The sequence below is a fragment of the Acidovorax lacteus genome (assembly GCF_039540375.1).
GTDB lineage: Bacteria > Pseudomonadota > Gammaproteobacteria > Burkholderiales > Burkholderiaceae_C > Acidovorax_G > Acidovorax_G lacteus.
In genome coordinates this window covers 1-26,219 of record NZ_BAABEX010000001.1, presented here as the reverse complement: position 1 = coordinate 26,219, position 26,219 = coordinate 1, and the positions used below count along the sequence as shown (strand labels likewise).

The window sequence follows — 26,219 nt, the reverse complement described above, 5'->3', positions numbered from 1 at the left end:
GGGCTAGGCCCGCTCCGTTGCGACTCTTGAGCTACGTCAACGCCCACCCGGGGCTGCAGGCGGATGATGAAGCCATGGACCCGACGCTTCGGGTCCGCCGGAATCCCGCCCGATTGCACTGGAGCCCCCCATGGACCGCACCACCGCCGCCCCCTACGAACAGCAATTGCGCACGCAGCAGGCTGCGCTGCTCACCCAGATCGCCGCACAGCGCGGTGGCACCATCGGCCGCGCCGAGGCCGCTGCCGAGCACTTTGCCGGAGCCCAGGAATCGCAGGCGCAAATGCTCACCGCGCGCGATCTGGAATTCGCCATCGACGAGCACGAAACCGCGCACCTCACGCAGATCGACGCCGCGCTGCAGCGGATTGCCGCAGGCACCTATGGCGAATGCGTGGACTGCGGGGCCGACATTGCCCCCGCGCGCTTGCAGGCCACGCCCGAGGCGGCCCGCTGCCTGGGCTGCCAGGAAGCCGCCGAGCGCCCACACCTGCAGCACGCCTGATCGCACCAGGCCCGCTCCAACCCTGTATCAACCCACGAAAGAGAACCGTATGAGCACTTTCCACGCCGTGGTCTGGATGGACCATTCCGACGCCCACGTTCTGATGTTCGACCGCGAGCACGTCGAGTCCCAGCGCGTGCATTCGCGCAGCCACCACAAGCACCAGGGCAAGTCGGGCGACCACGCCGCGTTTTTTGGTGATGTGGCCAAGGCGCTGGCCGGCACGCACGAGGTGCTGCTGACCGGCCCGGGCCTGGCCCGCAACCAGTTCCGCGACTGGTGCGCAAGCCACCAGCCCGCTGTGGCCAAGACGGTGGTGGACTCTCTGCCCGCCGACCACCCGACCGACGCGCAGCTCGTGGCCATGGCACGCCAGTTCTTCCGCAAGTTCGACAACATGGCGGCCGACCCGTCCATGGCCTGACGCGCGAGCGCCTGTGGCCCTCAGGCGCGGGGAATGCCCCCAGCGCGCCGGGCCACGGCACGGCTGCTATGCTGGCCCGCATGCGCAGCCTGTTCCACCTGGCGTTCCACGTCACAGACCTCGAATCCACCCGCCGCTTCTACCGCGACGTGCTGGGCTGCACCGAAGGGCGCAGCACCGACACCTGGGTGGATTTCGACTTTTTCGGCCACCAGATCTCCGCCCACCTGGGCACACCGTTCCCCACGGCCGCCACCGGCCTGGTGGGAAATCACCGCGTTCCCATGCCGCACTTCGGCGCCATTCTGGAACTGCCGCAATGGCAGGCCCTGGCGCAACGTCTGCAGCACGCAGGCGTGGCGTTCGAGATGCCGCCGCAGGTCCGCTTCGCCGGCCAACCCGGAGAGCAGTGGACCATGTTCTTCCACGACCCCAGCGGCAACCCGATCGAGATCAAGGGCTTCGCGTCCCTGGCCCAGGTGTACGAGCATTGAGCGGGGTGTGGCGTGCGCTGCACGCCACCGCCCAGGGCTCGCCTTATTTGCGGGCCAGCGCCATCGAACCCAACGCGAACACCGAGTTCGGCACGCCCGGACGCAGGCGAACAGCGCGCGGCGCTGCCGTGGCCTGGGCTGGCTCTGGCGCTTCGGCCTGGCGCGCGCGGTGCTGCATCACCAGATCGTGCAGCGTGACCGACTGCAGGTATTCGATAGCGCGGGCGTGGAAGGCCGTCCACAGCTCGCCCGTGGCCTCGCGCGCGGCTGCGCGCTCGGTGCCCAGTTCGTCGCCGTTCAGCGTTTCCACAGCCAGCACGATGTCGGCGGCCGAGATCTGCGCGAGCGGGCGGGCCAGCGTGTATCCGCCGCCCGGGCCGCGCGTGCTCTCGATCAGACCGGCTTTGCGCAGGGCGCTGAACAGCTGCTCCAGGTACGACAGCGAGATGCGCTGGCGCGCGCTGATGGCCGACAGCGCGACGGGGCGCAGTTGCTGGTGCAGCGCCAGGTCCGTCATCGCAGAGACGGCCAACTGTCCTCGGGTGGTGATGCGCATGGTGCTTCCTTTCGGCGGTTCTTCTTCACGGAATCCCAGGCTTTGCAAGCCACGCCTGGGGGCATGGGCTCGACTGTAGGGCCGATGACGCTTCTATTTATTCGATTTATCGTCATCAACAATTCCGTTTTTTCGAAGTCTCACCACCTCAGGCGCACACGGAGCGCGTTCGACCTGGGCCATGCAGTGCGGCCTAGGGGCGGCGGCCGGCCTGCCCCCCCTCCCAGCGGGGCAGGCCCGCCGGGCCGTTCGCTCAAATGCTGCGCGCGGGCAGCACCTCACCCGCGCAGGCGCCAAAGCCAATGCGCGCGGCCCCCGAGCGCTCGCACCAACCGCGCAGCGTGACGCGGTCACCGTCTTCCAGGAACACGCGCTGCTCGCCGTCCGGCAGCTGCAGCGGCTGCTTGCCGCCCAGGGTGAGCTCAATCAGCGCCCCGGCTTGGTCCAGCGTGGGGCCCGACAGGGTGCCAGTGCCCAGCAGGTCGCCCGGCTGCAGGTTGCAGCCGTTGACGGTGTGGTGCGTCACCATCTGCGCGAGCGTCCAGTAGGCATGGCGGTAGCTGGTGCGGCAGATGGTCGCATCGGCCGCCCCAGCGCTGCGCATGCGCGGCGTGGACAGGTCCACCTGCAGCTGGATGTCGAACGCACCTGCGGCCCGGTTGTGGGCCGACTCCAGGTAGGGCAGCGGCTGCGGATGGTCCTGCGGCCGGTCCCAGGCCGTGCGGTAGGGCGCAAGCGCCTCCATCGTCACCACCCAGGGGGATACGGTGGTGGCAAAGTTCTTCGACAGGAAGGGGCCGAGCGGCTGGTATTCCCAGCCCTGCAGGTCCCGCGCCGACCAGTCATTCAGCAGGCACAGGCCAAACACATGGTCCTCGGCGGCGTCCAGCGGCACGGGCTCGCCCAGCGCGTTGCCGGCGCCGATGAACACGCCCAGCTCCAGCTCGATGTCGAGCCGTCGGCTCGCTCCGAACTGCGGCTGCGCCGAGCCCGGCGGCATGGATTGCCCCACCGGCCGCCGAAAGCTCTGGCCCGACACCACCACGCTGGAGGCGCGGCCGTGGTAGCCGATCGGCACCCACTGGTAGTTGGGCAGCAGCGGCTGGTCGGGTCGGAACTGGCGGCCGATGTTGGTCGCGTGGTGGATGGATGTGTAGAAGTCGGTGTAGTCGCCAATCCGGGCGGGCACGTCGTATTCGGCGTCGGCCTGGGGCACGAGATCGGCCGGGGTGACGGCCTGCTGGGCTGCGCCTTCGCGCAGGGCGTCGAACAGCGCGCGGCGCAGGGCCGATGCCGCTTCGGAGCCGAGCGCCATCAGCGCGTTGAGGCGGCTGTCGGCTGCCGCGGCCTGGAGCGCCTGCGCGGCGTTGCCATGCCAGGGCGCGCGTGCAGCCACGGCGCGCAAGTCCACAATCTGGTCGCCAATCGCCACGCCCAGCCGCCAGCGGGCGGCGTCCTCTCCACGGCGGCGAAACACCGCATAGGGCAGGTTCTGGATCGGAAAGTCGGTGCCTTCGGCCTGTGCCGACGCCACCCAGCTGCGTGCAGACGGATCGTGGGTCGCGTTCAGAGCAATGGTGTGCATGCGCGCTCCTCAGTGGTCCGCGCTGCCGTCGTGCATCCAGGCCGCATGCGTGGGCGCGCGGCGCGTGGCCGCCCATTCGTTGAGCATGTCCCACTTCACTTCGTCCAGGCGCGCATACATCTCAGGGGTGCCGCAGTCGGCGGCCAGCTCCAGGCGGTGTCCGTTGGGGTCGAAGAAATAGATGCTCTTGAAGATCGTGTGGTTGGTCGGGCCCACCACTTCGATGCCACTGGCCTCCAGACGCGCCTTGACTTCCAGCAAGCGATCGACCGAATCGACCTTGAGCGCCAAATGCTGCACCCAGGCTGGGGTGTTGCGGTCACGGTCCATGGGCGGCTGGCTCGGCAGCTCAAAGAACGCGAGGATGTTGCCCTGGCCTGCGTCGAGGAACACATGCATGTACGGATCGGGGGCCTTGGTCGAAGGCACCTCGTTCTCGGCGATGGCGAGCACGAACTTCATGTCGAGGTGCTTTTGGTACCACTCGACGGTTTCTTTGGCATCGCGGCAGCGGTACGCCACGTGGTGGATCTGCTGGATCAGCATGGGAGTCTCCTTGGGGGGTGAAGGATGGGTGCGGGGAATGGGGAAAGTCGGACGGGTCAACCCGGGTCGGTGGGCTGCTCTGGCGCTGCGCCCTGCGCGTGCGCAATCAGCCGGTCGAACATCTGGCTGAGCAGGCGCTGTTCATCGGCCGCGAGGCAGCCGAAGATGTCGGCATTGCGCTGCGCGACCACGGCCATGGTCTGGTCAAACAGCGCTTGCCCCGCAGCGGTCAGCGTGAGCACGACGCCCCGGCCGTCGTCTGGGCTGTCGCTTTTGCGTACCCAGCCCTGATCCACCAGAAACTGCGCGGCGCGGCTGGCCTGGCCTTTGTTGAGGTTGCCCATCTGCGCCAGCCGGTTGATCGACAAGGGCTGGAAGCTGCCGATCGTCGTCAGGCATCGCGCATCGCTGAGGGTGAGCCCGGTGGCATCCAGGTAAGCGCGCTGGCTTTGCAGGTCGGTGAGCTTGTGCAGCTGGTGCAGCCGGTAGGTGAGCATGCGCTCCAGCGGCGGCCTGGTGTGGATGGACATCAGCGCCCCCCTCGGTGCAGCAGCGCTCTGCGCTCCAAGCGATGCGGAGCACACCTGCCGACGGAATTGGTTGAAACGCGGGTATGGCCCGCGAGTAGTCGTCCCCGCAGGCGGGCGACGCGGCCTTCCGTGGCTGCGCAAGGGCCCGTGCCCAGGGATGGCCCACCGCGCGTCAGGGCGACACAAGCCCGCCAACTCGCCCGCACACGGCATTGCGCCTCGCGAGTCCAGGGTGGCGGCGACGGTTGTGGCGTGAAGTGCGACAAGGGTCTGCAAGGCATGGGGCGCTTGGAAGGATCTGAGCAGGGAGGTACAGCGGCAAAGACCGTCCACCGGCAGGCAGTTGGCGCGATGCGGCACGGGACGTAGGCCAAATTCTGGCCCATTTAGTTGCTAGCGCAACCAATGGTATTCCCTAGTGGTTGCGAACGCAACCTTTGAGTTCCATGGCCAAGTTGTCAGCGGCCAGTGACAGCGGGTGATTCAAGGCGGAGACGGTGGGCCACTCGACTGCCCGAATGCCGCGGCGGCGCGGGCTACCGAGCCTTGGACCCGTGGCGAAGGCTGCGCTCGGAGTCCATGGCAGCTGGTGCTGTGGCGGGTGATGAAGGCCCGTTCTTCCACGCTACAAGCCGAATAGGGACGGCATGGCCAATTTGAGTGTTTGTGCTTATCAGCGCGTCACTTCTTGCTACAAATAGCATAGCAACGCCTACCAAGACCATCGACTCAAAGGCCAGAGGGTATGCCGCCGAAACGTTGTCGACTCCAGCGGAGCGCAATGCCCTTCGCCACACGGGCTGCGCTTACACGGGGGCCGCTGTCCGGGTCGCCGCCGGCACGCGGCTGTGAAAGTGCATCGCTCCATCGCGCGCAGATGAAATCTGCCACTCGACGAAACCGCCTGGAGCTCCCGTTGGGAGCGCGGCCCTTGCGAGCGGAACGCAGGCGATCCTGATTTGGCGCCTGCACACCGCCGCCCCCAGGGCGCATAAGCACCTCACCATGCACCCCATGCAAGGGGACACGGAGGCGGCTCAACCAGGGCGATAGCAACAAAAAAGCCCGCTATAAGCGGGCTTTTGGGTCAGCATATGCTGAAATTTGGTTGCGCGAGAAGGATTTGAACCTCCGACCTTTGGGTTATGAGCCCAACGAGCTACCAGACTGCTCCATCGCGCGGTAGACGGAAATTATAGCTTATTTCGCAGCTTCTGCGCCAGCTTCAGCAGAAGTTTCTGCGGCCGGACGATCCACCAGCTCGACGAGCGCCATGGGGGCGTTGTCGCCCACGCGGAAGCCCATCTTCAGGATGCGCGTGTAACCACCCGGGCGGGTTGCGAAACGCGGGCCCAGGTCGTTGAACAGCTTGGTCACGCTGTCGCGGTCGCGCAGGCGGTTGAAAGCCAGACGGCGATTGGCCACCGAATCCACCTTGGCCAGGGTGATCATGGGCTCGATCACGCGGCGCAGTTCCTTGGCCTTGGGAACGGTGGTCTTGATGACCTCGTGCTCGATGAGCGAGTTCATCATGTTCTGCAGCATCGCGAGGCGGTGCGAGCTGGTGCGGTTCAGTTTGCGAAGGCCGTGTCCGTGGCGCATGGTGCTATTCCTTGAATGTTGTTGGTACGCGCAGCCGTGTCAGGTACTGCGCGTTGCACGGGTTGGAAAACTCTCGATTGTACTGCTCAGCGCTTGTCGAGGCCGGCCGGTGGCCAGTTCTCAAGCTTCATGCCCAGGGTCAGGCCGCGCGAAGCAAGCACTTCCTTGATCTCGTTGAGCGACTTGCGGCCCAGGTTCGGGGTCTTGAGCAGCTCGTTTTCGGTGCGCTGGATCAGGTCACCGATGTAGTAGATGTTCTCGGCCTTGAGGCAGTTGGCCGAGCGCACGGTGAGTTCGAGCTCGTCGACCGGGCGCAGCAGGATCGGGTCGAACGTGGCCGCACCGCGGGAGCCGCTGGGAGCGTCGAAAGCCGCGAGTTCACCGCCTTCGAGCTGGGCGAATACAGCCAGTTGTTCTACCAGGATCTTGGCCGAAGCGCGCACAGCGTCTTCTGCGGTGATCGCACCGTTGGTCTCGATCTCGACCACCAGCTTGTCCAGGTCAGTGCGCTGCTCCACGCGAGCGCTTTCGACGGTGTAGCTCACGCGCTTGACCGGGGAGAACGATGCGTCGAGGACGATGCGGCCAATCGACTTGGTGCTCTCGTCCGCGTAGCGGCGCACGTTGCCGGGCACGTAGCCACGGCCCTTCTCGACCTTGATTTGCATGTCGAGCTTGCCGCCTTGCGACAGATGCGCGATGACGTGGTCCGGGTTGACGATCTCCACATCGTGGGGCGTTTGGATGTCACGTGCCGTGACGACACCTTCACCATCCTTGCGCAGGCTCAGCGTCACTTCGTCGCGGTTGTGGAGCTTGAACACCACACCCTTGAGGTTCAGCAGGATGTTGACTACGTCCTCCTGGACGCCGTCGATCGACGAATACTCGTGCAGCACGCCCGCAATCGTGACTTCGGTCGCTGCGTAACCCACCATCGACGACAGCAGGACACGGCGCAAAGCATTGCCCAGCGTGTGGCCATATCCGCGCTCGAAGGGCTCCAATGCGACCTTGGCACGGTTGTGGCCAAGCTGTTCGACATTGATCGCCTTGGGTTTCAGCAAATTGGTTTGCATTCAGACTTCCTCTCAATACCCCCGGCTCGTTACACCGGTAAGGCTGGTGAAGCGCCTAAACCGCGATGCAACGCGGTTTAGGGACATGGGACTGGGTTGCGCAGCGGGGCGCAGACGATTAACGCGAGTACAGTTCGACGATCAGCGATTCGTTGATGTCAGCACCGAATTCATCGCGGTCCGGCGTCTTCTTGAACACGCCTTCAGCCTTGTCGGCGTTCACTTCCACCCACGCCGGCATGCCAACTTGGGCCGCCAGTTGGAGGGCTTCGACGATACGGGCCTGCTTCTTCGACTTTTCGCGCACAGCCACGACGTCGCCGGCCTTGACCAGGAACGAAGGGATGTTGACCGATTGACCGTTCACCGTGATCGCCTTGTGCGACACAAGCTGACGCGCTTCTGCACGGGTCGAACCGAAGCCCATACGGTACACCACGTTGTCCAGACGCGATTCAAGCAACGTCAGCAGGTTGGCACCCGTGTTGCCCTTGCGGCGCTCGGCCTCTTCGAAGTAGCGGCGGAACTGCTTTTCCAGCACGCCGTACATGCGCTTGACCTTCTGCTTTTCACGCAGTTGCAGACCATAGTCAGAGGTGCGCGCACCCGAGGTGCGGCCGTGCTGACCAGGCTTGGAATCGAACTTCGACTTGTCAGCGATCGAGCGGCGAGCGCTCTTCAGAAACAGGTCGGTGCCTTCGCGGCGGGAGAGTTTGGCCTTGGGGCCGAGATAACGTGCCACTTGATTTCCTTTGTGTCATCTAACGCACCGAAATGCGCGAGCCACCGTGCGCTCGCAAACGAACACCGGTGGCGGTGGTCTTCAGAAAAAGTCAGATACGACGGCGCTTTTGCGGACGGCAGCCGTTGTGGGGAACCGGCGTCACATCGGAAATCGACGTGATGCGGATGCCCAGGGCGCCGAGAGCGCGCACCGACGACTCGCGACCAGGGCCCGGACCCTTGATTTCAACGTCGAGGTTCTTGATGCCCTGCTCAATCGCAGCGCGACCGGCCACTTCGGAAGCGACCTGTGCCGCGAACGGCGTGGACTTGCGCGAGCCCTTGAAACCCTGACCGCCCGACGAAGCCCAGGACAGAGCGTTGCCCTGGCGGTCGGTGATCGTGATGATCGTGTTATTGAACGAAGCGTGCACGTGGGCAATGCCGTCCGACACGTTCTTGCGGACCTTCTTGCGTACGCGCTGGGCTGCGTTATTGGCAGGAGACTTGGCCATGGTGATCTCTCAATCTCTTTACTTCTTCAATGCAGCAGCGCCCTTGCGCGGACCCTTGCGGGTGCGGGCATTGGTACGCGTGCGCTGACCGCGCATCGGCAGACCGCGGCGGTGGCGGAAGCCACGGTAGCAACCGATATCCATCAGTCGCTTGATGTTCATCGTCGTCTCGCGGCGCAGGTCACCTTCGATGGTGAACTGGGCGATCTGGTCGCGGATCTTTTCCAGATCGCCATCGGTCAGGTCCTTGACCTTCTTCGAGTAGGCGATGCCGCAGGCTTCGCAGATCTTGCGTGCGCGGGTGCGACCGATGCCATAAATGGCGGTCAGGCCGATCTCAGCGTGCTGATGCGGCGGAATGTTGATGCCAGCAATACGTGCCATATGCGTCCTCTAATACTTTCCGATCAACCTTGACGCTGCTTGTGGCGCAGGTCCGTGCAGATCACGCGCACCACACCCTTGCGGCGGATGATCTTGCAGTTGCGGCAGATTTTTTTGACCGAAGCCGAAACTCTCATTGCATTCTCCTAAAACTCTTGGCGCTGTCACGGCCTGTGGCGCGGACTGCCTTCACTGTCTGTCTGTGCCCTCGAAGCGTTCCAGGGCGCCTGGTTTGTCGTGAACGCTGGTCAAGCCAGCGTCCGGTCCTGTTGCTTCAAGCTCCCGGAGTGGCCTTGAAGTTGGCCTTCTTCAGCAACGACTCGTATTGCTGAGACATCAGGTAGTTTTGCACCTGCGCCATGAAGTCCATCGTCACCACCACGATGATCAGCAGCGAAGTCCCACCGAAGTAGAACGGGACGTTGTACTTCAGGATCAGGAACTCCGGCAGCAGGCACACGAACGTGATGTACACCGCACCCGCGAGCGTCAGGCGCACCAGGATCTTGTCGATATACCGCGCGGTCTGATCGCCCGGACGGATGCCCGGGATGAACGCTCCGCTCTTCTTCAGGTTGTCTGCAGTTTCCCTGCTGTTGAACACCAAGGCCGTGTAGAAGAAGCAGAAGAACACGATAGCAGCGGCATAGAACATCACATAGATCGGCTGACCAGGGGTCAGGGCCGATGCGATGTCCTTGAGCCAGCGCATCGACTCACCAGCGCTGAACCAATTCACCACCGTCGCGGGCAGCAGAATGATCGACGATGCGAAGATCGGCGGGATCACCCCGGCCATGTTGAGCTTCAGCGGCAGGTGGGACGACTGTCCACCATACACCTTGTTGCCCACCTGGCGCCGCGCATAGTTCACGAGGATCTTGCGCTGGCCACGCTCGACGAACACGACGAAGTAGGTCACCAGCACCACCAGCAGCACGATGAACAGGGACGCGAGAATGCTCATAGCACCCGTGCGCACCAGCTCCAGCAATCCACCGATGGAGCCCGGAAGACCCGCGGCAATGCCCGCGAAGATCAGAATCGAGATGCCGTTGCCCAGACCGCGCTCAGTGATCTGCTCACCCAGCCACATCAGGAACATCGTGCCAGCCGTCAAGCTGACCACCGCCGTGAGACGGAACCCGAAACCGGGGCTCAGCACCAGTCCGGCGGAGCTTTCCAGCGCAACAGCAATGCCAAGCGACTGGAAAATTGCCAAGCCCAACGTGCCATAGCGCGTGTACTGGGTGATCTTGCGACGCCCAGCCTCTCCTTCCTTCTTCAGCTGCTCAAACGTGGGAACCACGTACGTCATCAGCTGCATGATGATCGATGCCGAGATGTACGGCATGATCCCCAGAGCGAACACCGTGAAGCGGGACAGCGCGCCACCCGAGAACATGTTGAACAGGTTCAGGATGCCGCCCTGCTGGCTGTTGAACAGCTGCTGCAGTTGCACCGGATCAATGCCCGGCACCGGGATGTGAGCCCCGATGCGGTACACGACCAAGGCCAGCAGCAGGAACACCAGCCGGCGACGCAGGTCGCCGAATTTCCCGGTCTTCGCGATTTGAGCCGCGCTAGTAGCCACGGATGCCTTTCAGTACGTGCGTGTCAGGCCAGGCTGCCGCCAGCCGCTTCGATCGCAGCCTTGGCACCCGCGGTTGCACCGATGCCCGTGAGCTTCACGGCCTTGGTGATTTCACCGCTCTTGATGACCTTCACGACCTTGGCGAGCTCGCCCACCAGACCGGCCTGCTTGAGCGCCAGCAGATCCACCTCGGCCAGGCCGAGTTGATCGAGCGCCTTCAGGGACACTTCGGCGTTGAACTTGAGCAGGTGCGACTTGAAGCCACGCTTGGGCAAGCGACGCTGCAGCGGCATTTGGCCGCCTTCGAAGCCCACCTTGTGGTAGCCGCCCGAACGGGACTTCTGACCCTTGTGACCACGGCCAGCGGTCTTGCCCAGGCCGGAGCCAATGCCACGGCCTACGCGGCGCTTGGCATGCTTGGCGCCTTCTGCGGGCTTGATGCTATTGAGTTCCATGATCGTTCTCTCAGAGGACTTTGACCAGATAGCTGATCTTGTTAATCATGCCGCGCACTTCGGGGGTGTCCCGCAGTTCGCTCACGCTGTTGAGCTTGCGCAGGCCCAGGCCACGCACGGTGGCACGGTGCGACACCTTGGTGCCGATCGGGCTGCGAACCAGCTGCACCTTGATGGTTTGTTGCGTCGTCATTGGATGCATTCCTTCAAGCGAACAGGTCTTCGACCGACTTGCCGCGCTTGGCCGCCACTTCCGCAGGGGTGGTGGATTTGGCCAGAGCGTCGAACGTGGCGCGAACCATGTTGTAGGGGTTGGACGAGCCATGGCTCTTGGCCACAACGTCGGTCACACCCAGCACTTCAAACACAGCACGCATCGGGCCGCCGGCGATGATGCCGGTACCCTTGGGGGCCGGAGCCATCATCACGGTGGCAGCGCCATGGTGGCCCGTCACGTTATGGTGGATCGTGCCGTTCTTCAGCGACACTTTGATCATGTTGCGACGGGCTTCTTCCATCGCCTTTTGCACAGCCGCCGGCACTTCCTTGGACTTGCCCTTGCCCATGCCCACGCGGCCGTCACCGTCGCCAACCACCGTCAGTGCAGCGAAGCCCAGAATGCGGCCACCCTTCACAACTTTGGTCACGCGGTTGACCGCGATCATTTTTTCGCGCAGACCGTCGTCACGACCTTCGTCTTGCACCTTGGGTTGAAATTTCGCCATTTTCAATTCGCTCCGCTTAGAACTGCAGACCGGCTTCGCGGGCCGCTTCGGCCAGCGCCTTCACGCGGCCGTGGTAGGCAAAGCCAGCGCGGTCGAAGGCCACCTTCTCAATGCCGGCAGCCTTGGCTTTCTCGGCGATGCGCTTGCCAATGATCTGGGCTGCAGCGGCGTTGCCACCCTTGCCCGAACCACCGAGCGACTGGCGCACTTCGGCTTCGGCCGTGGACGCACTGGCCAGCACCTTGTTGCCGTCGCCGGAGATCACGGTGGCGTAGATGTGCAGGTTGGTACGATTGACCGTCAGACGGGCAATGCCTTGCTGGGCAATGCGAATGCGGGTCTGACGCGAACGACGGAGACGCTGCTCTTTCTTGTTCAGCATGTTGCAGCTCCTTATTTCTTCTTGGTCTCTTTGATCGTGATCGTCTCATCCGCATAACGGATGCCCTTGCCCTTGTAAGGCTCGGGAGGACGGATCGCACGGATCTCAGCAGCGACCTGGCCCACGCGCTGACGATCAGCACCCTTGATCACCACTTCCGTCGGCGTCGGAGTTGCCACGGTGATACCGGCAGGCATTTCGATGTTCACGGGGTGGGAGAAACCCACTGCCAGGTTCAGCTTAGAACCCGAAGCCTGGGCCTTGTAGCCCACACCGACCAGGTTCAGCTTCTTTTCGAAGCCCTTGCTGACGCCCAGCACCATGTTGTTGACCAGCTGGCGCAGCGTACCCGTCATGGCATTGGCTTCACGCGAGTCGTTGGCAGGCTGGAACGACAGCTTGCCTTCGGCGTTGCTCACCTTCACCAGGGCGTTTTGCGACAGGTTCAGGGTACCGCCGGCACCCTTGACACTGATCTGATCTTCCTTGATCGACACATCCACGCCAGCGGGGATGGTCACAGGCATTTTTCCTACTCGGGACATTTCAGACTCTCCTCAATGCCACGCGTCAGGCGACGTAGCAAAGCACTTCACCGCCCACACCGGAGGCGCGCGCCTTGCGGTCGGTCATCACGCCCTTGGGGGTCGTGACGATGGCCACGCCCAGACCGTTCATGACCTGGGGAATGGAATCACGGCCCTTGTAGACACGCAGGCCAGGCCGGCTCACGCGCTCAATGCGCTCGATCACGGGGCGACCGGCGTAGTACTTCAGGGTGATTTCGAGTTCGGACTTACCGTCTTCGGTCTTGACCTGGAAGCCGTCGATATAGCCCTCGTCCTTCAGGACCTGGGCGATTGCGACCTTGACCTTCGAGGAAGGCACCTGCACCGTGGCCTTCGAGACCATCTGCGCGTTGCGGATGCGGGTCAGCAGGTCGGCGATGGGATCACTCATGCTCATGTTGTATCTCTCCTGCCTGCTTACCAGCTGGCCTTGGTGACACCGGGGATGTCGCCGTTGAAAGCCATTTCACGCACCTTGGCGCGGGCCAGACCGAATTGGCGGAAGGTGCCACGGGGACGGCCCGTGATTTCGCAACGGTTGCGCTGGCGCGTGGGGTTCGCGTTGCGCGGCAGCTTCTGCAGACCGAGGCGAGCGGCTTCACGCTCTTCGTCGCTGCGCTTGGCATCGCCCGCGATGGCCTTCAGCTCAGCGTACTTAGCTGCGTACTTGGCGACCAGTTTTTCGCGCTTCAGTTCGCGCTGGATCAAAGCTACTTTAGCCATGTAGCACCTCAGTTCTTGAACGGGAAACGGAAACCAGCCAACAGGGCCTTGGCTTCTTCGTCGGTCTTAGCTGTCGTCGTGATGCTGATGTTCAGACCACGCAGCGCATCCACCTTGTCGTACTCGATTTCCGGGAAGATGATCTGTTCTTTGACGCCGATGTTGTAGTTGCCACGACCGTCGAAAGCGCGACCCGAGATACCACGGAAGTCACGCACGCGGGGCAGCGCCACGGTGACGAAACGGTCCAGGAATTCGTACATACGCACGCCGCGCAGCGTGACCATACAGCCGATGGCCTGGCCTTCACGGATCTTGAAGCCGGCGATAGCCTTCTTGGCCTTGGTCACCACGGGCTTCTGGCCGGCGATCTTCGTCAGATCGGCCACGGCGTTGTCCATGACCTTCTTGTCCGACACCGCCTCGCTCACGCCCATGTTCAGCGTGATCTTGGTCAGACGCGGAACCTCCATGGGGGAGGTGTAGCCGAACTTCTGGGTGAGTTCGGGAACGATCTTTTCGCGGTAGTGTTGTTGGAGTCGTGCCATGTTTGCTCCTTAGCCCGCCTTGATTTCAGCGCCGCTCGACTTGAACACGCGAACACGCGTACCGTCGGCCTGCACCTTGATGCCCACGCGATCGGCCTTGCCGGTGGCGGGGTTGAAGATCGCCACATTCGACTGGTGGATAGGCATGGCCTTTTCGACGATGCCGCCGGTCGTACCCTTCATCGGGTTCGGCTTGGTGTGCTTCTTGACGAGGTTGATACCCTCGATGACCACATGCGTGTCGTCCTTGCGCAGCGTGACGGTGCCACGCTTGCCCTTGTCACGGCCGGTCAGCACGATGACTTCGTCGCCCTTGCGAATCTTGTTCATGGCGCGTCCTCAGAGAACTTCAGGAGCCAGGGACACGATCTTCATGAACTTCTCGGTACGCAGTTCACGCGTCACGGGTCCAAAGATACGGGTGCCAATCGGCTCCAACTTTGCATTCAGCAACACGGCTGCGTTGCCATCGAATTTGACGAGGGAGCCGTCGCCGCGACGAATGCCCTTCGCCGTGCGCACCACCACCGCGTTATAAACCTCGCCCTTCTTGACGCGGCCGCGCGGAGCAGCTTCCTTGATGCTCACCTTGATGATGTCGCCCACGCTTGCATAGCGGCGCTTGGAACCACCCAGCACCTTGATGCAAAGGACGGACTTCGCGCCGGTGTTGTCGGCGACCTCTAACCGAGATTCTGTCTGGATCATTTCAATATTCCCAACTTGCACCAGCAGGATCTTCAGCCCCAGAGTCTTCTCAAGGGCCGCTGTCACAGCCAGTCAGTCTTGGGCCCGTCGTCCGCGCTGCAAACCATTTGCAACGCTTCCCGCTGGGCAGAAACCTCGCGCATGAAACGCGAAGCCGCCTAGTGTCTCACTAACAGACTGCGTTGTCAACTGCCTGGGTGCTTTGCCTTGACTTGGGAGGTCTCGCCGCATGGGCTGCCTGATGGGATGGGACGTACAGCGCGGAATGCCCGCACCAGCGCGAGCCACCCAGAGCACGCCCGCAGACCATGCAGAAGGCTGCCCCCTCAGGCCGGAAGGGTCTGGTAACTGCGCGCCAGCGCCTCGAAGGCCGCGAGCGCCGGGTCGCCGCCGGTTTCAGCCGCCACGATGGCGGCTACGGCGGGCGCAGCGGCGTGCGCGGCCAGGGCGTCGAGGAACAGCAGGCGTGAGCGCCGCGCCAGAACGTCTTCGACGGTGCGCGCGTATTCATGCCGCACGGCGAAGCGCACCATGGCTTCGCTCAGGCCCGGGGCCAACCAATGCTCGGCACCGGGCAGCGCTCGCACCTGCGGGGCTTCGCTTCCGTACGAATGCCAGCCCTGGGCGTCGGCCATGCTGTGCTGCACCGGGCCCTCCGGTGCGCCCACCAGTGGCAGGCGCACAGTCACGCCTTCGGGCTTGGCCGGCAGCAGGCCAGCGTCGAAGCATTTGCGCAGCACGTCTTCAGCCATGGCACGGTAGGTGGTCCACTTGCCGCCGGTGACGGTGACGAGGCCGCTGCGGCTGACGAGCACGGTATGCTCCCGGCTCAGGCCCTTGGTGTTCTCGCCGTCGTCGCCGGAGGGCTTGACCAGCGGCCGCAGGCCTACCCAGATGCTGCGCACATCTTCGCGACGCGGTGCGCGGCGCAGATAGCGGGCCGACTCTTCCAGAATGAAGCGCAACTCTTCGGCAAAAGGCTGCGGCTCGGCGACGATGTCCTGGCGCGGGCTATCGGTGGTGCCGAGGATGAGCTTGCCCAGCCAGGGCACGGCAAACAGCACGCGGCCATCGGCCGTCTTGGGCACCATGAGCGCATGGTCGCTGGGCAGGAAGTCGCGGTCCACCACGATGTGCACGCCTTGGCTGGGCGCAACGATGGGCTTGGCCGGACGCCCCAGGGCCGCGTTGTCCATCTGGCGGAAGGTGTCTACCCAGACCCCGGTGGCGTTGACCACCGAGCGGGCACGCACCCGGTATTGCTGTCCGGTTTCGGCGTCTTCGCAGACGAATCCGGCCACACGACCCTCTTCGTGCACCAGCTCGCGCACCGGGCAGTGGTTGACCACCAGTGCACCGTGGCGCGCGGCCGTGCGCGCCAGCGCCAAGGCGAGGCGGGCGTCGTCGAACTGCCCGTCCCAGTATTTGACCCCGCCCTTGAGACCTTCTTCGCGGGCCGTAGGCAGGTACTGGAGCGTGCGCGCACGCCCCAAGAATTCGGTGGAGCCCAGGCCGGCCTTGCCCGCCAGGGCGTCATAGGCCACCAGGCCGGCCCCATAGAACGGGGTTTCCCAGAAACGGTAGGACGGCATCACGAACGGCAGCGGCTGCGCCAGGTGCGGCGCGTTGCGCAGCAGCGTGGTGCGCTCGTGCAGGGCTTCGCGCACCAGCGCGATGTTGCCCTGGGCCAGGTAACGCACCCCGCCGTGCACGAGCTTGGTGGCGCGCGACGAGGTGCCCTTGGCAAAGTCCTGCGATTCGACCAGCACCACGCTGAAGCCGCGGGCGGCAGCGTCCAGCGCGACACCCAACCCTGTGGCACCGCCCCCAATGACCGCGAGGTCGTAGGTGTGGGGTTGCGACAGACGCGCCAGCAGTTCGGCGCGTGGTGTGGGCAAGGCGTGGGGCACGGTGGTCATAACAGTGAATTGTCCCTCGGAATGGCCAAGGGATAAGGGTTAACCCTGAATACCCGACCCCGGCACGGTGGGCGGGGCGGGCGGGTGGGGCCGGCCGCTCCGGTCAGGAGGCGGCCGGTCCGTGGGAGCCGGTCAGCGGACTTTGCCGTCCTTCCAGGCTTGCAGCAGCTTGGCGTACTCGATGGTTTCGCCCTTCGGCTTCTCGTTGGCCAGCTTCTTCCAGGGGGCCTGCTTGTCGCTCAGCCACTTGTTGGGGTCTTCCTTCTTGTTGAGCTTGGGCGCGCACTTGGCCATGCCGGCGCGCTCCAGGCGGGCCATCACCTGGTCCATCTCTTCGGCCAGGGTGTCCATGGCGCCCTGGGGCGTCTTTTCACCCGTGACGGCCTGGGCCACGTTCTTCCACCAGAGCTGGGCCAGCTTGGGGTAGTCGGGCACGTTGGTGCCGGTGGGCGACCAGGCCACGCGGGCCGGGCTGCGGTAGAACTCGACCAGGCCGCCGAGCTTGGGCGCAGCGTCGGTCATGGCCTTGCTCTGGATGTCGGATTCGCGGATCGGCGTCAGGCCCACCAGGGTCTTCTTGAGCGACGTGGTCTTGGCTGTCACGAACTGGGCGTAGAGCCAGGCGGCGGCCGTCTTGTTGGCGTCGTGGTCTTTGAAGAAGGTCCAGCTGCCCACGTCCTGGTAGCCGTTTTGCATGCCCTGCTTCCAGTACGGGCCGTTGGGGCCGGGGGCCATGCGCCACTTGGGCGTGCCGTCGGCGTTGACCACGGGCAGGCCGGGCTTGGTCATGTCGGCGGTGAAGGCGGTGTACCAGAAGATCTGCTGCGCGATCTGGCCTTGTGCGGGCACAGGGCCGGCTTCGCCGAAGGTCATGCCCATGGCTTCCTTGGGCGCGTACTTCTTCATCCAGTCCACGTACTTGGTCAGCGCATAGACGGCTGCAGGCGAGTTGGTGGCACCGCCGCGCGACACGCTGGCACCCACGGGTGTGCACTTGTCGTCGGCCACGCGGATGCCCCATTCGTCGATCGGCAGGCCATTGGGCGCGCCGATATCGGCCGTGCCGGCCATGGACAGCCAAGCGTCGGTGAAGCGCCAGCCCAGCGACGGATCCTTCTTGCCGTAGTCCATGTGCCCATAGATGGGCTTGCCGTCAATCTGCTTGACGTCGTTGCTGAAGAACTCGGCAATGTCTTCGTAGGCCGACCAGTTGAGCGGCACGCCCAGGTCGTAGCCGTACTTGGCCTTGAAGCGGTCTTTGATGTCCTTGCGCTCGAACAGGTCGGCGCGGAACCAGTACAGGTTGGCAAACTGCTGGTCGGGCAGCTGGTAGAGCTTGCCATCGGGCCCGGTGGTGAACTTGGTGCCGATGTAGTCCTTGAGGTCGATGCCGGGGTTGGTCCACTCCTTGCCCGCGCCGGCCATGTAGTCGGTCAGGTTCAGGATCTTGCCGTAGCGGTAGTGGGTGCCGATCAGGTCGGAGTCGGAGATCCAGCCGTCGTAGATGGACTTGCCCGACTGCATCGAGGTCTGCAGCTTCTCGACCACGTCGCCTTCCTGGATCAGGTCGTGCTTGACCTTGATGCCGGTGATTTCCTCGAAGGCCTTGGCCAGCGTCTTGGATTCGTACTCGTGCGTGGTGATGGTTTCAGACACCACCGAGATTTCCTTCACGCCCTTGGCCTGCAGCTTCTTGGCGGCGTCGATGAACCACTTCATCTCGGCCATCTGCTGCTCTTTGCTCAGCGTGGAGGGTTGAAATTCGCTGTCGATCCACTTCTTGGCTTCTGCCTCGCCGGCCCAGGCGGCGTGCCCCAAAGCCAGGGTTGCGGCGGCGAATGCGATCGCCTTGAACTGCACCTTCATTGCTGTCTCCTCAGATGGATGCCCCCTGTTCGAATGACGCCGGCCCGGGGGGACTCAGAACGGCGCTTGGAAACTATGAATTTGATAGCGGCTTGTGCTTGATTTCTCTTGGATTCAGATGCTTTTTGCTTTCAAGCGCAGCAAATCCAAGCACGAGCCGCTCACTTTTTTGAAGCACTCAGCGCGCTACCCCTTGCGCAGGATGAACACCAGCAGCGCCATGGACGCCACGAAGCTGAACCACACCGAAGGCTCGGCCGCCAGGCCCAGCCACTCGGCAATGCGCCCGGCCAAACCCACAAACATCAGGTTCACGTAGGCGGCCGACAGCAGGCCGATGAACAGGCGGTCGCCGCGCGTGGTGGCCATCGGCAAAAAGCCCTTGCGCAGCGTGGTGGGCGACTTGATCTCCCACACCGTCATGCCGATGAGCATGAGCACGATGCAAGTGAAGAACACGGCCACGGGCGTGGTCCAGGCCATCCAATCAAACATCTGACAGGTTCCTTTCTGGGGACATCGCGCAACCGGGTGCCCGGAGCGGTGAAAACGGACGCGGCCCAGGCGCGGGCCGCCGGGCAAGGGCCGCCCCGCAGCGAGGGCGTCGTCCCCCTGGAGGGGGAAGGCGCCGCAGGCGACTCAGGGGGTGCATCACACTCGCCCCATGGCGAAGCCCTTCGCGATGTAGTGGCGCACAAACCAGATCACGATGGCGCCGGGCACGATGGTCAGCACCCCGGCGGCGGCCAGCGTCGCCCAGTCCATGCCGCTGGCGCTCACGGTGCGCGTCATGGTGGCCACAATCGGCTTGGCGTTCACGCTGGTCAGCGTGCGGGCCAGCAACAGCTCGACCCAGCTGAACATGAAGCAGAAGAACGCCGCCACACCCACGCCGGCCTTGATGAGCGGCAAAAAGATGGTGAGGAAAAAGCGCGGGAAGCTGTAGCCGTCGATGTAGGCGGTCTCGTCGATTTCGCGCGGAACGCCGCTCATGAAGCCTTCGAGAATCCACACCGCCAGCGGCACGTTGAAGAGCAGGTGCGCCAGCGCCACCGCGACGTGCGTGTCCATCAGCCCCACAGTGGTGTAGAGCTGGAAGAACGGCAGCAAAAACACCGCAGGCGGCGTCATGCGGTTGGTCAGCAGCCAGAAGAACACATGCTTGTCGCCCAGGAACTGGTAGCGGCTGAACGCATAGGCCGCGGGCAACGCCACGGTGAGCGAGATCACCGTGTTGATGGCCACATAAATCAGGCTGTTGATGTAGCCCGAGTACCAGGACGCATCGGTGAAGATGGTCTTGTAGTTGTCCCAGGTGAAGTGCTGCGGCCAGAACGAGAAGCTCGACAGGATCTCCTCGTTGGTCTTGAAGCTCATGTTGACCATCCAGTAGATGGGCAGGATGGCAAAGACCAGGTAGGCGATGAGGAACAGCGTGCGCTTCTGGAAGCGGGGTTCAGTCATGGCCGCCCTCCTTGGTGTCGGCAGTGCCCATGCGCTGCATCCAGTTGTAGAGGATGAAGCACAGCAGCAGGATGATGAGGAAGTAGATCAGCGAGAACGCGGCCGCAGGCCCCAGGTCGAACTGGCCCACGGCTTTTTGCGTGAGGTACTGGCTGAGGAAGGTGGTGGCATTACCCGGGCCGCCACCGGTGAGCACGAAGGGCTCGGTGTAGATCATGAAGCTGTCCATGAAGCGCAGCAGCACGGCGATCATCAGCACGCCGCGCATCTTGGGCAGCTGGATGTAGCGGAACACTGCGAACTTGCTGGCCCCGTCGATGCGCGCAGCCTGGTAGTAGGCGTCGGGAATCGAGCGCAAGCCCGCGTAGGCCAGCAGCGCCACCAGCGGCGTCCAGTGCCACACGTCCATCAGCAGCACCGTGAGCCACGCCTGTGTGGCATTGCCGGTGTAGCTGTAGTCGATGCCCATCTCCTGCAGCATGCGGCCCATGAGCCCGATGTCGGTGCGGCCGTAGATCTGCCAGATCGTGCCCACCACGTTCCACGGGATCAGCAGCGACAGCGCCACCACCACCAGCACGGCCGAGGCCTTCCAGCCCTGTGCGGGCATGGACAGCGCCAGCAGAATGCCCAGCGGAATCTCCACCGCCAGCACCGCCAGCGAGAACGTGAGCTGGCGCCACAGCGCGGCGTGCAGTTCTTCGTCGCGCATCACCGCGGCAAACCACTCGGTGCCCACGAACACGCGGCGCTCGGGGCTGATGATGTCCTGCACCGAGTAGTTCACCACCGTCATCAGCGGCAGGATGGCCGAGAAGGCCACGCACAGGATCACCGGCAGGATCAGGAACCAGGCCTTCTGGTTCACCGGTTTGGTCGTGGTGCTCATGCGAGGAGCTCCTCATTGCGATAGAAGCAGGTGTGCGCACCCAGCGCCTGCAGCCACACGGTGGCCCCGACGGGCGGCAGTTCCACATCGGGTGCCACGCGGGCCTTGAGCGTGTGGCCGCCCACGGTGGCCGTGAGCATTTGCGAGGTGCCCAGGTCCTGCACCTGGGCCACGCTGCACTGCAGCGCCCCGGGCGCACCGGCAGCGGACAGGGCCAGGTATTCGGGCCGCACGCCCACGCGCAGCGCACCGGCGGGCAGGGCCCGTTCGGCCAGGGCCGGCGGCGGCACCAGGCGCTGGCCCGCCACCTGCAGCAGCGCGCCGCTGGCGTCGGCCTCGGCCGGCACGAAGTTCATGCCCGGCGAGCCGATGAAGTGCCCCACAAAGGTGTGCGCGGGCCGCTCGAACAGCGCGTCGGGCGTGCCCAATTGCATGACCTTGCCGCGGCTCATCACCACCACCTGGTCGGCAAAGGTGAGCGCCTCCACCTGGTCGTGCGTGACGTAGATCAGCGTGAGCTTGAGCTCGTGGTGGATCTGCTTGAGCTTGCGGCGCAGCTGCCACTTGAGGTGGGGGTCGATCACCGTCAGCGGCTCGTCGAACAGCACCGCCGCCACGTCGGAGCGCACCAGGCCACGGCCCAGCGAGATTTTCTGCTTCTGGTCGGCCGACAGGCCCGCCGCGCGCATGTCGAGCTGGTGGCTCATCTCCAGCATCTCGGCGATCTGGCCCACGCGCGCCTGGATCTGCGCTGCCGGCACCTTGCGGTTCTTGAGCGGGAACGCCAGGTTCTCGGCCACCGTCATGGTGTCGTAGATCACCGGAAACTGGAACACCTGCGCAATGTTGCGGTCTTGCGGCGTGGCACGCGTGACGTCGCGGCCGTCGAACAGCACCGTGCCGTGCGAGGGCACGAGCAGCCCCGACATGATGTTGAGCATGGTGGTCTTGCCGCAGCCCGAAGGGCCGAGCAGCGCGTACGCGCCACCGTCTTCAAAATCCATCTTCAGCGGCAGCAGTGCGTAGTCGCTGTCCTGCTGCGGATGGGGCCGGTACGAATGGGCCAGGTCGAGCTGGATGCGTGCCATGGTCAGCGCCCTCCCGCGCGCCGGGGCGCCAGCAGCAGCGCCTCGTCGGCACCAAACACATAGGCCTGCGCCGGGTTCAGATGCAGCGCGATGCGCGCCCCCAGGTCAAAGTAATGCACCCCTGTGAGCTGGGCTACCAGCTCGCCCCAGGGCGTGTCCACGTGCACGAAGGTGTCGGAGCCCGAGATTTCGGCCAGCTCCACCACCCCGTACACCGCCACGTCGCCCGGACGGGCCTGCTCGCGCAGCGCACTGGCGCGCAGGCCCACGGTGAGCGGGCCGCCGGCAGACGCGGGCAGCGCCAGCGGCAGCACCGTGCCATCGGGCAGGCGCACGCCGCCGTCCTGCCCCGTGGCGGCCACCAGGTTCATGGGCGGGTCGCTGAAGGCGCGGGCCACCCGCAGCGAGGCCGGGGCATGGAACACCTCGGCCGTGGGGCCGTACTGCAGCAGGCGGCCTTCGTCCATCACGGCGGTGTAGCCGCCCAGCAGCAAGGCCTCGCCCGGCTCGGTGGTGGCGTACACCACGGTGGACTGGCCGGCCGCGAACAGCTGCGTGAGCTCTTCGCGCAGTTCTTCGCGCAGCTTGTAGTCGAGGTTCACCAGCGGCTCGTCGAGCAGCATCAGCGGCGCCCCCTTGGCCAGCGCACGCGCCAGCGCCACGCGCTGCTGCTGCCCGCCCGACAGCTCGGACGGCAGGCGGTTCAAAAACATCTCGATGTGCAAGCGGCTGGCCAGCTCGCGCACCCGGGCGTCGATGTTGCTTTCGCCGCGCAGCCTGAGCGGCGAGGCGATGTTGTCGGCCACCGTCATCGACGGGTAGTTGATGAACTGCTGGTACACCATGGCCACGTTGCGCTCGCGCACGGGCACGCCGGTCACGTCCTGGCCATCGACCATCACGCGGCCGGCGGTGGGCACGTCCAGCCCGGCCATGATGCGCATGAGGCTGGTCTTGCCCGCCTGCGTGGCGCCCAGCAGCACCGTCACGGCGCTGCTGCGCAGCGACAGGCTCATGTCATAGAGCCAGGTCTGCGCGCCGACTTTCTTGCTGATGCTGTCCAAAGCCAGCTGCATGAAGCACTTCTCCCCGGCCCTGCGGCCGCCCCTCTGGCGCGGCGCTGAGTGCACCGCCCTCTCCTTCGGTTTTTTTCATTTTTGTTCGTTTTCGCGCGAATAAGCCTAAGGTTTACCCTTAGTGTTTTCGTTTTTGTTCGATTTACATTCATTCGCACTCTGCGCACCGCCCATGGCACAGCGCCCCCAGGGCTCCTGCATACCTGCAATTCGTTACGATTCGGTGACACCTTCTCCACTTCTGGCGACTTCGCTGCCGCCCTCCGACACCGTGAACACCAACCCCCGCCAACTCAAGCTGCTGGAAGAGGTGCGCACCCGCCAGTCGGCCACTGTGGAGCAGCTGGCCGACACGCTGGGCGTGACACTGCAGACCGTGCGGCGCGATGTGCAGCGCCTGGCCGAGGCCGGGCTGCTCACGCGCTTTCATGGCGGTGTGCGCGTGCCCAGCTCCACCGTGGAAAACCTGGCGCACACCCAGCGCGAGACGCTGAACGCCGAAGGCAAGGCGCGCATCGCGCGCGCCGTGGCGGCCGAGGTGCCGCACCACTGCTCGCTGATCCTGAACATCGGCACCACCACCGAAGCCATTGCCAAGGCGCTGCTGCACCACCGCGGCCTGCGCGTGATCACCAACAACCTCAACGTGGCCGCCATCCTGAGCCAGAACCCGGACTGCGAAGTCATCGTGGCGGGCGGCGTGGTGCGTGCGCGCGACCGCGGCATCGTGGGCGAGGCGGCGGTGGACTTCATCCGCCAGTTCCGCGTGGACATCGCACTCATCGGCATCTCAGGCATCGAGGCCGACGGCTCGCTGCGCGACTTCGACTACCGCGAGGTCAAGGTCGCACAGACCATCATCGAGCACGCCCGCGATGTGTGGCTCGCGGCCGACCACAGCAAGTTCAACCGCCCGGCGATGGTGCAGCTCGCGCGGCTCGACCAGATCGGGCGGCTGTTCACCGACGCACCGCCGCCCGAGCCATTTCCGGCGCTGCTGCAGGATGCCGGCGTTGTCTGTACCGTGGCGGCATGAAGGCTCCCCCCTGAGTCGCCTGCGGCGCCTTCCCCCCGGGGGGACGACGCCCTCGCTGCGGGGCGGCCCTTGCTTGGCGTCCACCAGCCTGGGCCGGGCACGAACAGACCGCAGCGGCCACACGCCACACAATGGAACCCACGATTACCGAGACCCGCCACCATGACCTACCTGCTCGCACTCGACCAAGGCACCTCCAGCTCGCGCAGCATCGTGTTTGACGAACGCGGCCACATCGTGGCCATGGCGCAGCAGGAGCTGCCGCAGATCTACCCCCAGCCTGGCTGGGTGGAGCACGACCCGCTGCAGATCTGGCGCACGCAGCTCGCCACGGCGCGCGAGGCGCTGGCAAAGGCCGGTATTGCCGCGCAGACCGTGCGCGCCGTGGGCATCACCAACCAGCGCGAAACCACGGTGCTCTGGAACCGCAAAACGGGCCAGCCCGTGCACCACGCCATCGTCTGGCAAGACCGCCGCGCCGAGCCCGCCTGCGCCGCGCTGCGCGCGCAAGGCCATGCCGCCACCATCCAGGCCAAGACCGGGCTGCTGGTGGATGCGTACTTCTCGGGCACCAAGCTGCAGTGGATGCTGGACCACGTGCCCGGCGCGCGGGAAGCCGCCGAGCGCGGCGAACTCGCCTTCGGCACGGTGGACAGCTGGCTCATCTGGCAGCTCACGCACGGCCAGCGCCACGTCACCGACGTGAGCAACGCCGCGCGCACCATGCTCTTCAATGTGCACACCAACCAGTGGGACGACGATCTGCTGGCGCTGTTGCGCATCCCCAAGGCGCTGATGCCCGAGGTGCTGCCCTCGGCCGCGCACTTTGGCGACGTGGCCGCCGACCTGCTGGGCCACGGCATCCGCATCGGCGGCGTGGCCGGTGACCAGCAAAGCGCGCTGTTCGGCCAGGCGTGCTTCACGGCCGGCATGGCCAAGAACACCTACGGCACGGGTTGCTTCATGCTCATGCACACGGGCGGCACCTTCCAGACCAGCCAGAACGGCCTGCTCACCACCAGCGCGGCACAAGCGACGACCCAACCCGAGTTCGCCATGGAAGGCAGCGTGTTCGTAGGCGGCGCGGTGGTGCAGTGGCTGCGCGACGGCCTGCGTGCCATCACCACCAGCAGCGAGGTCGAGGCCCTGGCCCACAGCGTGCCCGACTCGGGTGGCGTGATGATGGTGCCCGCCTTCACCGGCCTGGGCGCACCGTACTGGAAGCCCGAGGCCCGCGGCACCATCACGGGCCTCACGCGCGGCACCACGCTCGCGCACATTGCCCGCGCCTCGCTGGAAAGCATCGCCTACCAAAGCGCCGCCCTGCTGCTGGCCATGAGCCGCGACGCCGTGGCCGCTGGCGGCGCGCCCGTGAGCGAGCTGCGCGTGGACGGCGGCGCCTGCGTGAACGACCTGCTCATGCAGTTCCAGGCCGACCTGCTGGGCATTCCGGTGGTGCGCCCGGCGGTGATCGAAACCACCGCCCTCGGCGCGGCCTACCTGGCCGGGCTGTCGTCGGGCGTGTACGCCAGCACGCAAGAACTGTCGGCCCTGTGGCGCGCCGAGCGCCGCTTTTTGCCCACCCTCAGCAGCGCCCGCGCGCAGGAGCTGATGGCGAACTGGGAGCGGGCGGTGCGGCAGGCGACGGTGGAGTAGTGACAACCCCCTGAGGCGCTGCGCGCCTTCCCCCTTGTCTCGAACGGCTGCGCCGTTCGGGAAGGGGGACGCAGCCCTCGCTGCGGGGCGGCCCTTACTCGGCTGCCCTGGCCTTGGGCCGCGCCAGTGGTGGAGGGCGTGACGAAGCGGGCGCTGTGGGGTGCCTGGCTTCGCCGGCCCGGGCGGCGTAGCCGCCTGGGCAAAACAGCACCGCCGTCATCTACGTCAGAGCGATAGTGCGCCCACCGGGCCGAGCGCAGCGATGGCCCGCCCCCACCCCCTTCAGGATGCGCCGAGGAGCGCAGCGACTGGGGTGGCCTGCGTGCCGTAGGACACGCAGGCTTCGTCTTCTGACTCGCCGCATTTGTCCGAACGCAGCGCCACAGGCGCGAAGTGAGTTATGCGGCGCACCCCAGGCGCGAGCACCGCAGGTTGCCCCAGGCGCACGGCAGTGCGCGTGGGGACGCAGCCTGTAGGGCGCCTTTTCTTTGGTGACTTTCTTTTGGAGGGTGTAGAAGAAATCTATTGAAGCCGCCCCAACAGCATCCGAGCCTGCGCCAGCCAGACCCAAGCAGCGG

The 26,219-nt window shown here is 64.9% G+C and carries 33 protein-coding genes and 1 tRNA gene; 5 read left to right on the top strand and 29 right to left on the bottom strand.

The genetic code is table 11. The annotated features are described in order from the left end of the window. The first annotated feature begins 130 nt into the window (after positions 1-130). The 3 genes from ABD866_RS00170 to ABD866_RS00160 all read left to right on the top strand — a co-directional run bounded on the left by ABD866_RS00170 (position 131) and on the right by ABD866_RS00160 (position 1,423). A complete protein-coding gene (locus ABD866_RS00170; RefSeq protein WP_345059960.1) occupies positions 131-505 on the top strand; it encodes a TraR/DksA family transcriptional regulator in 375 nt (124 codons plus the stop codon). A 49-nt stretch (positions 506-554) separates the two neighbouring features. Continuing rightward, positions 555-929 carry a hypothetical protein gene (locus ABD866_RS00165; RefSeq protein ID WP_345059957.1) on the top strand — a complete coding sequence of 125 codons (375 nt, stop codon included), beginning with the start codon at positions 555-557 and terminating at the stop codon, positions 927-929. Between the two features lie 80 nt (positions 930-1,009). Then, on the top strand, positions 1,010-1,423 hold the full coding sequence (locus ABD866_RS00160) for a VOC family protein (RefSeq protein ID WP_345060267.1): 414 nt from the start codon (positions 1,010-1,012) through the stop codon (positions 1,421-1,423). Positions 1,424-1,466: 43 nt separating this feature from the next. Here ABD866_RS00160 and ABD866_RS00155 read toward each other — a convergent pair whose 3' ends face one another. The 29 genes from ABD866_RS00155 to ABD866_RS00015 all read right to left on the bottom strand — a co-directional run bounded on the left by ABD866_RS00155 (position 1,467) and on the right by ABD866_RS00015 (position 22,949). After that, positions 1,467-1,979: an Rrf2 family transcriptional regulator gene (locus ABD866_RS00155; protein ID WP_345059954.1), complete on the bottom strand. Its 513-nt coding sequence runs from the start codon at positions 1,977-1,979 to the stop codon at positions 1,467-1,469. Positions 1,980-2,232: 253 nt separating this feature from the next. Further along, complete coding sequence (gene fahA / locus ABD866_RS00150; protein ID WP_345059951.1) at positions 2,233-3,564, bottom strand: fumarylacetoacetase; 1,332 nt, start codon at positions 3,562-3,564, stop codon at positions 2,233-2,235. Between the two features lie 9 nt (positions 3,565-3,573). After that, positions 3,574-4,110, bottom strand: coding sequence for a VOC family protein (locus ABD866_RS00145; RefSeq protein ID WP_345059947.1), 537 nt, complete (start codon positions 4,108-4,110; stop codon positions 3,574-3,576). Between the two features lie 56 nt (positions 4,111-4,166). Continuing rightward, positions 4,167-4,640 carry a MarR family winged helix-turn-helix transcriptional regulator gene (locus ABD866_RS00140; protein WP_345059944.1) on the bottom strand — a complete coding sequence of 158 codons (474 nt, stop codon included), beginning with the start codon at positions 4,638-4,640 and terminating at the stop codon, positions 4,167-4,169. Between the two features lie 1,105 nt (positions 4,641-5,745). Next, a tRNA-Met gene (locus tag ABD866_RS00135) sits at positions 5,746-5,822 on the bottom strand. An 18-nt stretch (positions 5,823-5,840) separates the two neighbouring features. Next, positions 5,841-6,242: a 50S ribosomal protein L17 gene (gene rplQ / locus ABD866_RS00130; RefSeq protein WP_345059941.1), complete on the bottom strand. Its 402-nt coding sequence runs from the start codon at positions 6,240-6,242 to the stop codon at positions 5,841-5,843. An 86-nt stretch (positions 6,243-6,328) separates the two neighbouring features. Next, positions 6,329-7,321 carry a DNA-directed RNA polymerase subunit alpha gene (locus tag ABD866_RS00125; protein WP_345059938.1) on the bottom strand — a complete coding sequence of 331 codons (993 nt, stop codon included), beginning with the start codon at positions 7,319-7,321 and terminating at the stop codon, positions 6,329-6,331. A 118-nt stretch (positions 7,322-7,439) separates the two neighbouring features. Next, complete coding sequence (gene rpsD / locus ABD866_RS00120; RefSeq protein ID WP_345059935.1) at positions 7,440-8,063, bottom strand: 30S ribosomal protein S4; 624 nt, start codon at positions 8,061-8,063, stop codon at positions 7,440-7,442. Positions 8,064-8,154: 91 nt separating this feature from the next. Next, positions 8,155-8,559 (bottom strand): 30S ribosomal protein S11, encoded by a 405-nt coding sequence (rpsK, locus tag ABD866_RS00115; protein WP_011793799.1) that lies wholly within the window; start codon positions 8,557-8,559, stop codon positions 8,155-8,157. 18 nt (positions 8,560-8,577) lie between these two features. Beyond that, on the bottom strand, positions 8,578-8,943 hold the full coding sequence (gene rpsM, locus ABD866_RS00110) for a 30S ribosomal protein S13 (protein ID WP_187734971.1): 366 nt from the start codon (positions 8,941-8,943) through the stop codon (positions 8,578-8,580). 23 nt (positions 8,944-8,966) lie between these two features. Next, positions 8,967-9,080, bottom strand: coding sequence for a 50S ribosomal protein L36 (gene rpmJ / locus ABD866_RS00105; protein WP_005793651.1), 114 nt, complete (start codon positions 9,078-9,080; stop codon positions 8,967-8,969). 137 nt (positions 9,081-9,217) lie between these two features. Further along, entirely contained in the window at positions 9,218-10,537 is a 1,320-nt protein-coding gene (secY, locus tag ABD866_RS00100; protein ID WP_345059925.1) for a preprotein translocase subunit SecY, read from the bottom strand. 23 nt (positions 10,538-10,560) lie between these two features. Then, positions 10,561-10,992 carry a 50S ribosomal protein L15 gene (rplO, locus tag ABD866_RS00095; RefSeq protein ID WP_345059922.1) on the bottom strand — a complete coding sequence of 144 codons (432 nt, stop codon included), beginning with the start codon at positions 10,990-10,992 and terminating at the stop codon, positions 10,561-10,563. 10 nt (positions 10,993-11,002) lie between these two features. Further along, entirely contained in the window at positions 11,003-11,185 is a 183-nt protein-coding gene (gene rpmD / locus ABD866_RS00090; RefSeq protein WP_345059919.1) for a 50S ribosomal protein L30, read from the bottom strand. Positions 11,186-11,198: 13 nt separating this feature from the next. Continuing rightward, positions 11,199-11,717 carry a 30S ribosomal protein S5 gene (gene rpsE / locus ABD866_RS00085; protein ID WP_345059916.1) on the bottom strand — a complete coding sequence of 173 codons (519 nt, stop codon included), beginning with the start codon at positions 11,715-11,717 and terminating at the stop codon, positions 11,199-11,201. Positions 11,718-11,733: 16 nt separating this feature from the next. Next, a complete protein-coding gene (rplR, locus tag ABD866_RS00080) occupies positions 11,734-12,099 on the bottom strand; it encodes a 50S ribosomal protein L18 (protein ID WP_345059913.1) in 366 nt (121 codons plus the stop codon). Between the two features lie 11 nt (positions 12,100-12,110). Further along, on the bottom strand, positions 12,111-12,644 hold the full coding sequence (rplF, locus tag ABD866_RS00075; RefSeq protein WP_345059910.1) for a 50S ribosomal protein L6: 534 nt from the start codon (positions 12,642-12,644) through the stop codon (positions 12,111-12,113). A gap of 25 nt (positions 12,645-12,669) precedes the next feature. Further along, positions 12,670-13,065, bottom strand: a complete 396-nt coding sequence (gene rpsH / locus ABD866_RS00070) for a 30S ribosomal protein S8 (RefSeq protein WP_345059907.1) — start codon at positions 13,063-13,065, stop codon at positions 12,670-12,672. A 20-nt stretch (positions 13,066-13,085) separates the two neighbouring features. After that, positions 13,086-13,391, bottom strand: coding sequence for a 30S ribosomal protein S14 (gene rpsN / locus ABD866_RS00065; protein ID WP_345059904.1), 306 nt, complete (start codon positions 13,389-13,391; stop codon positions 13,086-13,088). Positions 13,392-13,399: 8 nt separating this feature from the next. Next, positions 13,400-13,939 (bottom strand): 50S ribosomal protein L5, encoded by a 540-nt coding sequence (gene rplE, locus ABD866_RS00060; RefSeq protein ID WP_345059901.1) that lies wholly within the window; start codon positions 13,937-13,939, stop codon positions 13,400-13,402. Between the two features lie 9 nt (positions 13,940-13,948). Next, the gene (gene rplX / locus ABD866_RS00055) at positions 13,949-14,269 is read right to left on the bottom strand and encodes a 50S ribosomal protein L24 (RefSeq protein WP_345059898.1); all 321 of its coding nucleotides are present in this window, start codon (positions 14,267-14,269) and stop codon (positions 13,949-13,951) included. Between the two features lie 9 nt (positions 14,270-14,278). Further along, a complete protein-coding gene (gene rplN, locus ABD866_RS00050) occupies positions 14,279-14,647 on the bottom strand; it encodes a 50S ribosomal protein L14 (protein ID WP_345059894.1) in 369 nt (122 codons plus the stop codon). Positions 14,648-14,973: 326 nt separating this feature from the next. Beyond that, complete coding sequence (locus tag ABD866_RS00045) at positions 14,974-16,566, bottom strand: glycerol-3-phosphate dehydrogenase/oxidase (RefSeq protein ID WP_345059891.1); 1,593 nt, start codon at positions 16,564-16,566, stop codon at positions 14,974-14,976. A gap of 132 nt (positions 16,567-16,698) precedes the next feature. Continuing rightward, the gene (locus ABD866_RS00040; protein WP_345059888.1) at positions 16,699-18,432 is read right to left on the bottom strand and encodes an ABC transporter substrate-binding protein; all 1,734 of its coding nucleotides are present in this window, start codon (positions 18,430-18,432) and stop codon (positions 16,699-16,701) included. A 186-nt stretch (positions 18,433-18,618) separates the two neighbouring features. Continuing rightward, the gene (locus ABD866_RS00035; RefSeq protein ID WP_345059885.1) at positions 18,619-18,927 is read right to left on the bottom strand and encodes a DUF2160 domain-containing protein; all 309 of its coding nucleotides are present in this window, start codon (positions 18,925-18,927) and stop codon (positions 18,619-18,621) included. Positions 18,928-19,083: 156 nt separating this feature from the next. Next, entirely contained in the window at positions 19,084-19,896 is an 813-nt protein-coding gene (locus ABD866_RS00030; protein WP_345059882.1) for a carbohydrate ABC transporter permease, read from the bottom strand. After that, a complete protein-coding gene (locus ABD866_RS00025) occupies positions 19,889-20,785 on the bottom strand; it encodes a carbohydrate ABC transporter permease (protein WP_345059879.1) in 897 nt (298 codons plus the stop codon). Before ABD866_RS00025 ends, ABD866_RS00030 begins: the two co-directional genes overlap by 8 nt. Next, positions 20,782-21,873, bottom strand: a complete 1,092-nt coding sequence (locus tag ABD866_RS00020) for an ABC transporter ATP-binding protein (RefSeq protein WP_345059876.1) — start codon at positions 21,871-21,873, stop codon at positions 20,782-20,784. Before ABD866_RS00020 ends, ABD866_RS00025 begins: the two co-directional genes overlap by 4 nt. Positions 21,874-21,875: 2 nt before the next feature. Beyond that, a complete protein-coding gene (locus tag ABD866_RS00015) occupies positions 21,876-22,949 on the bottom strand; it encodes an ABC transporter ATP-binding protein (protein WP_345059873.1) in 1,074 nt (357 codons plus the stop codon). A 271-nt stretch (positions 22,950-23,220) separates the two neighbouring features. Here ABD866_RS00015 and ABD866_RS00010 point away from each other — a divergent pair, with 271 nt between their 5' ends. Together ABD866_RS00010 and glpK are read left to right on the top strand one after the other, a co-directional pair. Next, the gene (locus tag ABD866_RS00010; protein ID WP_345059870.1) at positions 23,221-23,985 is read left to right on the top strand and encodes a DeoR/GlpR family DNA-binding transcription regulator; all 765 of its coding nucleotides are present in this window, start codon (positions 23,221-23,223) and stop codon (positions 23,983-23,985) included. A gap of 162 nt (positions 23,986-24,147) precedes the next feature. Then, the gene (glpK, locus tag ABD866_RS00005; protein ID WP_345059867.1) at positions 24,148-25,641 is read left to right on the top strand and encodes a glycerol kinase GlpK; all 1,494 of its coding nucleotides are present in this window, start codon (positions 24,148-24,150) and stop codon (positions 25,639-25,641) included. The last annotated feature ends 578 nt before the right edge of the window (positions 25,642-26,219 follow it).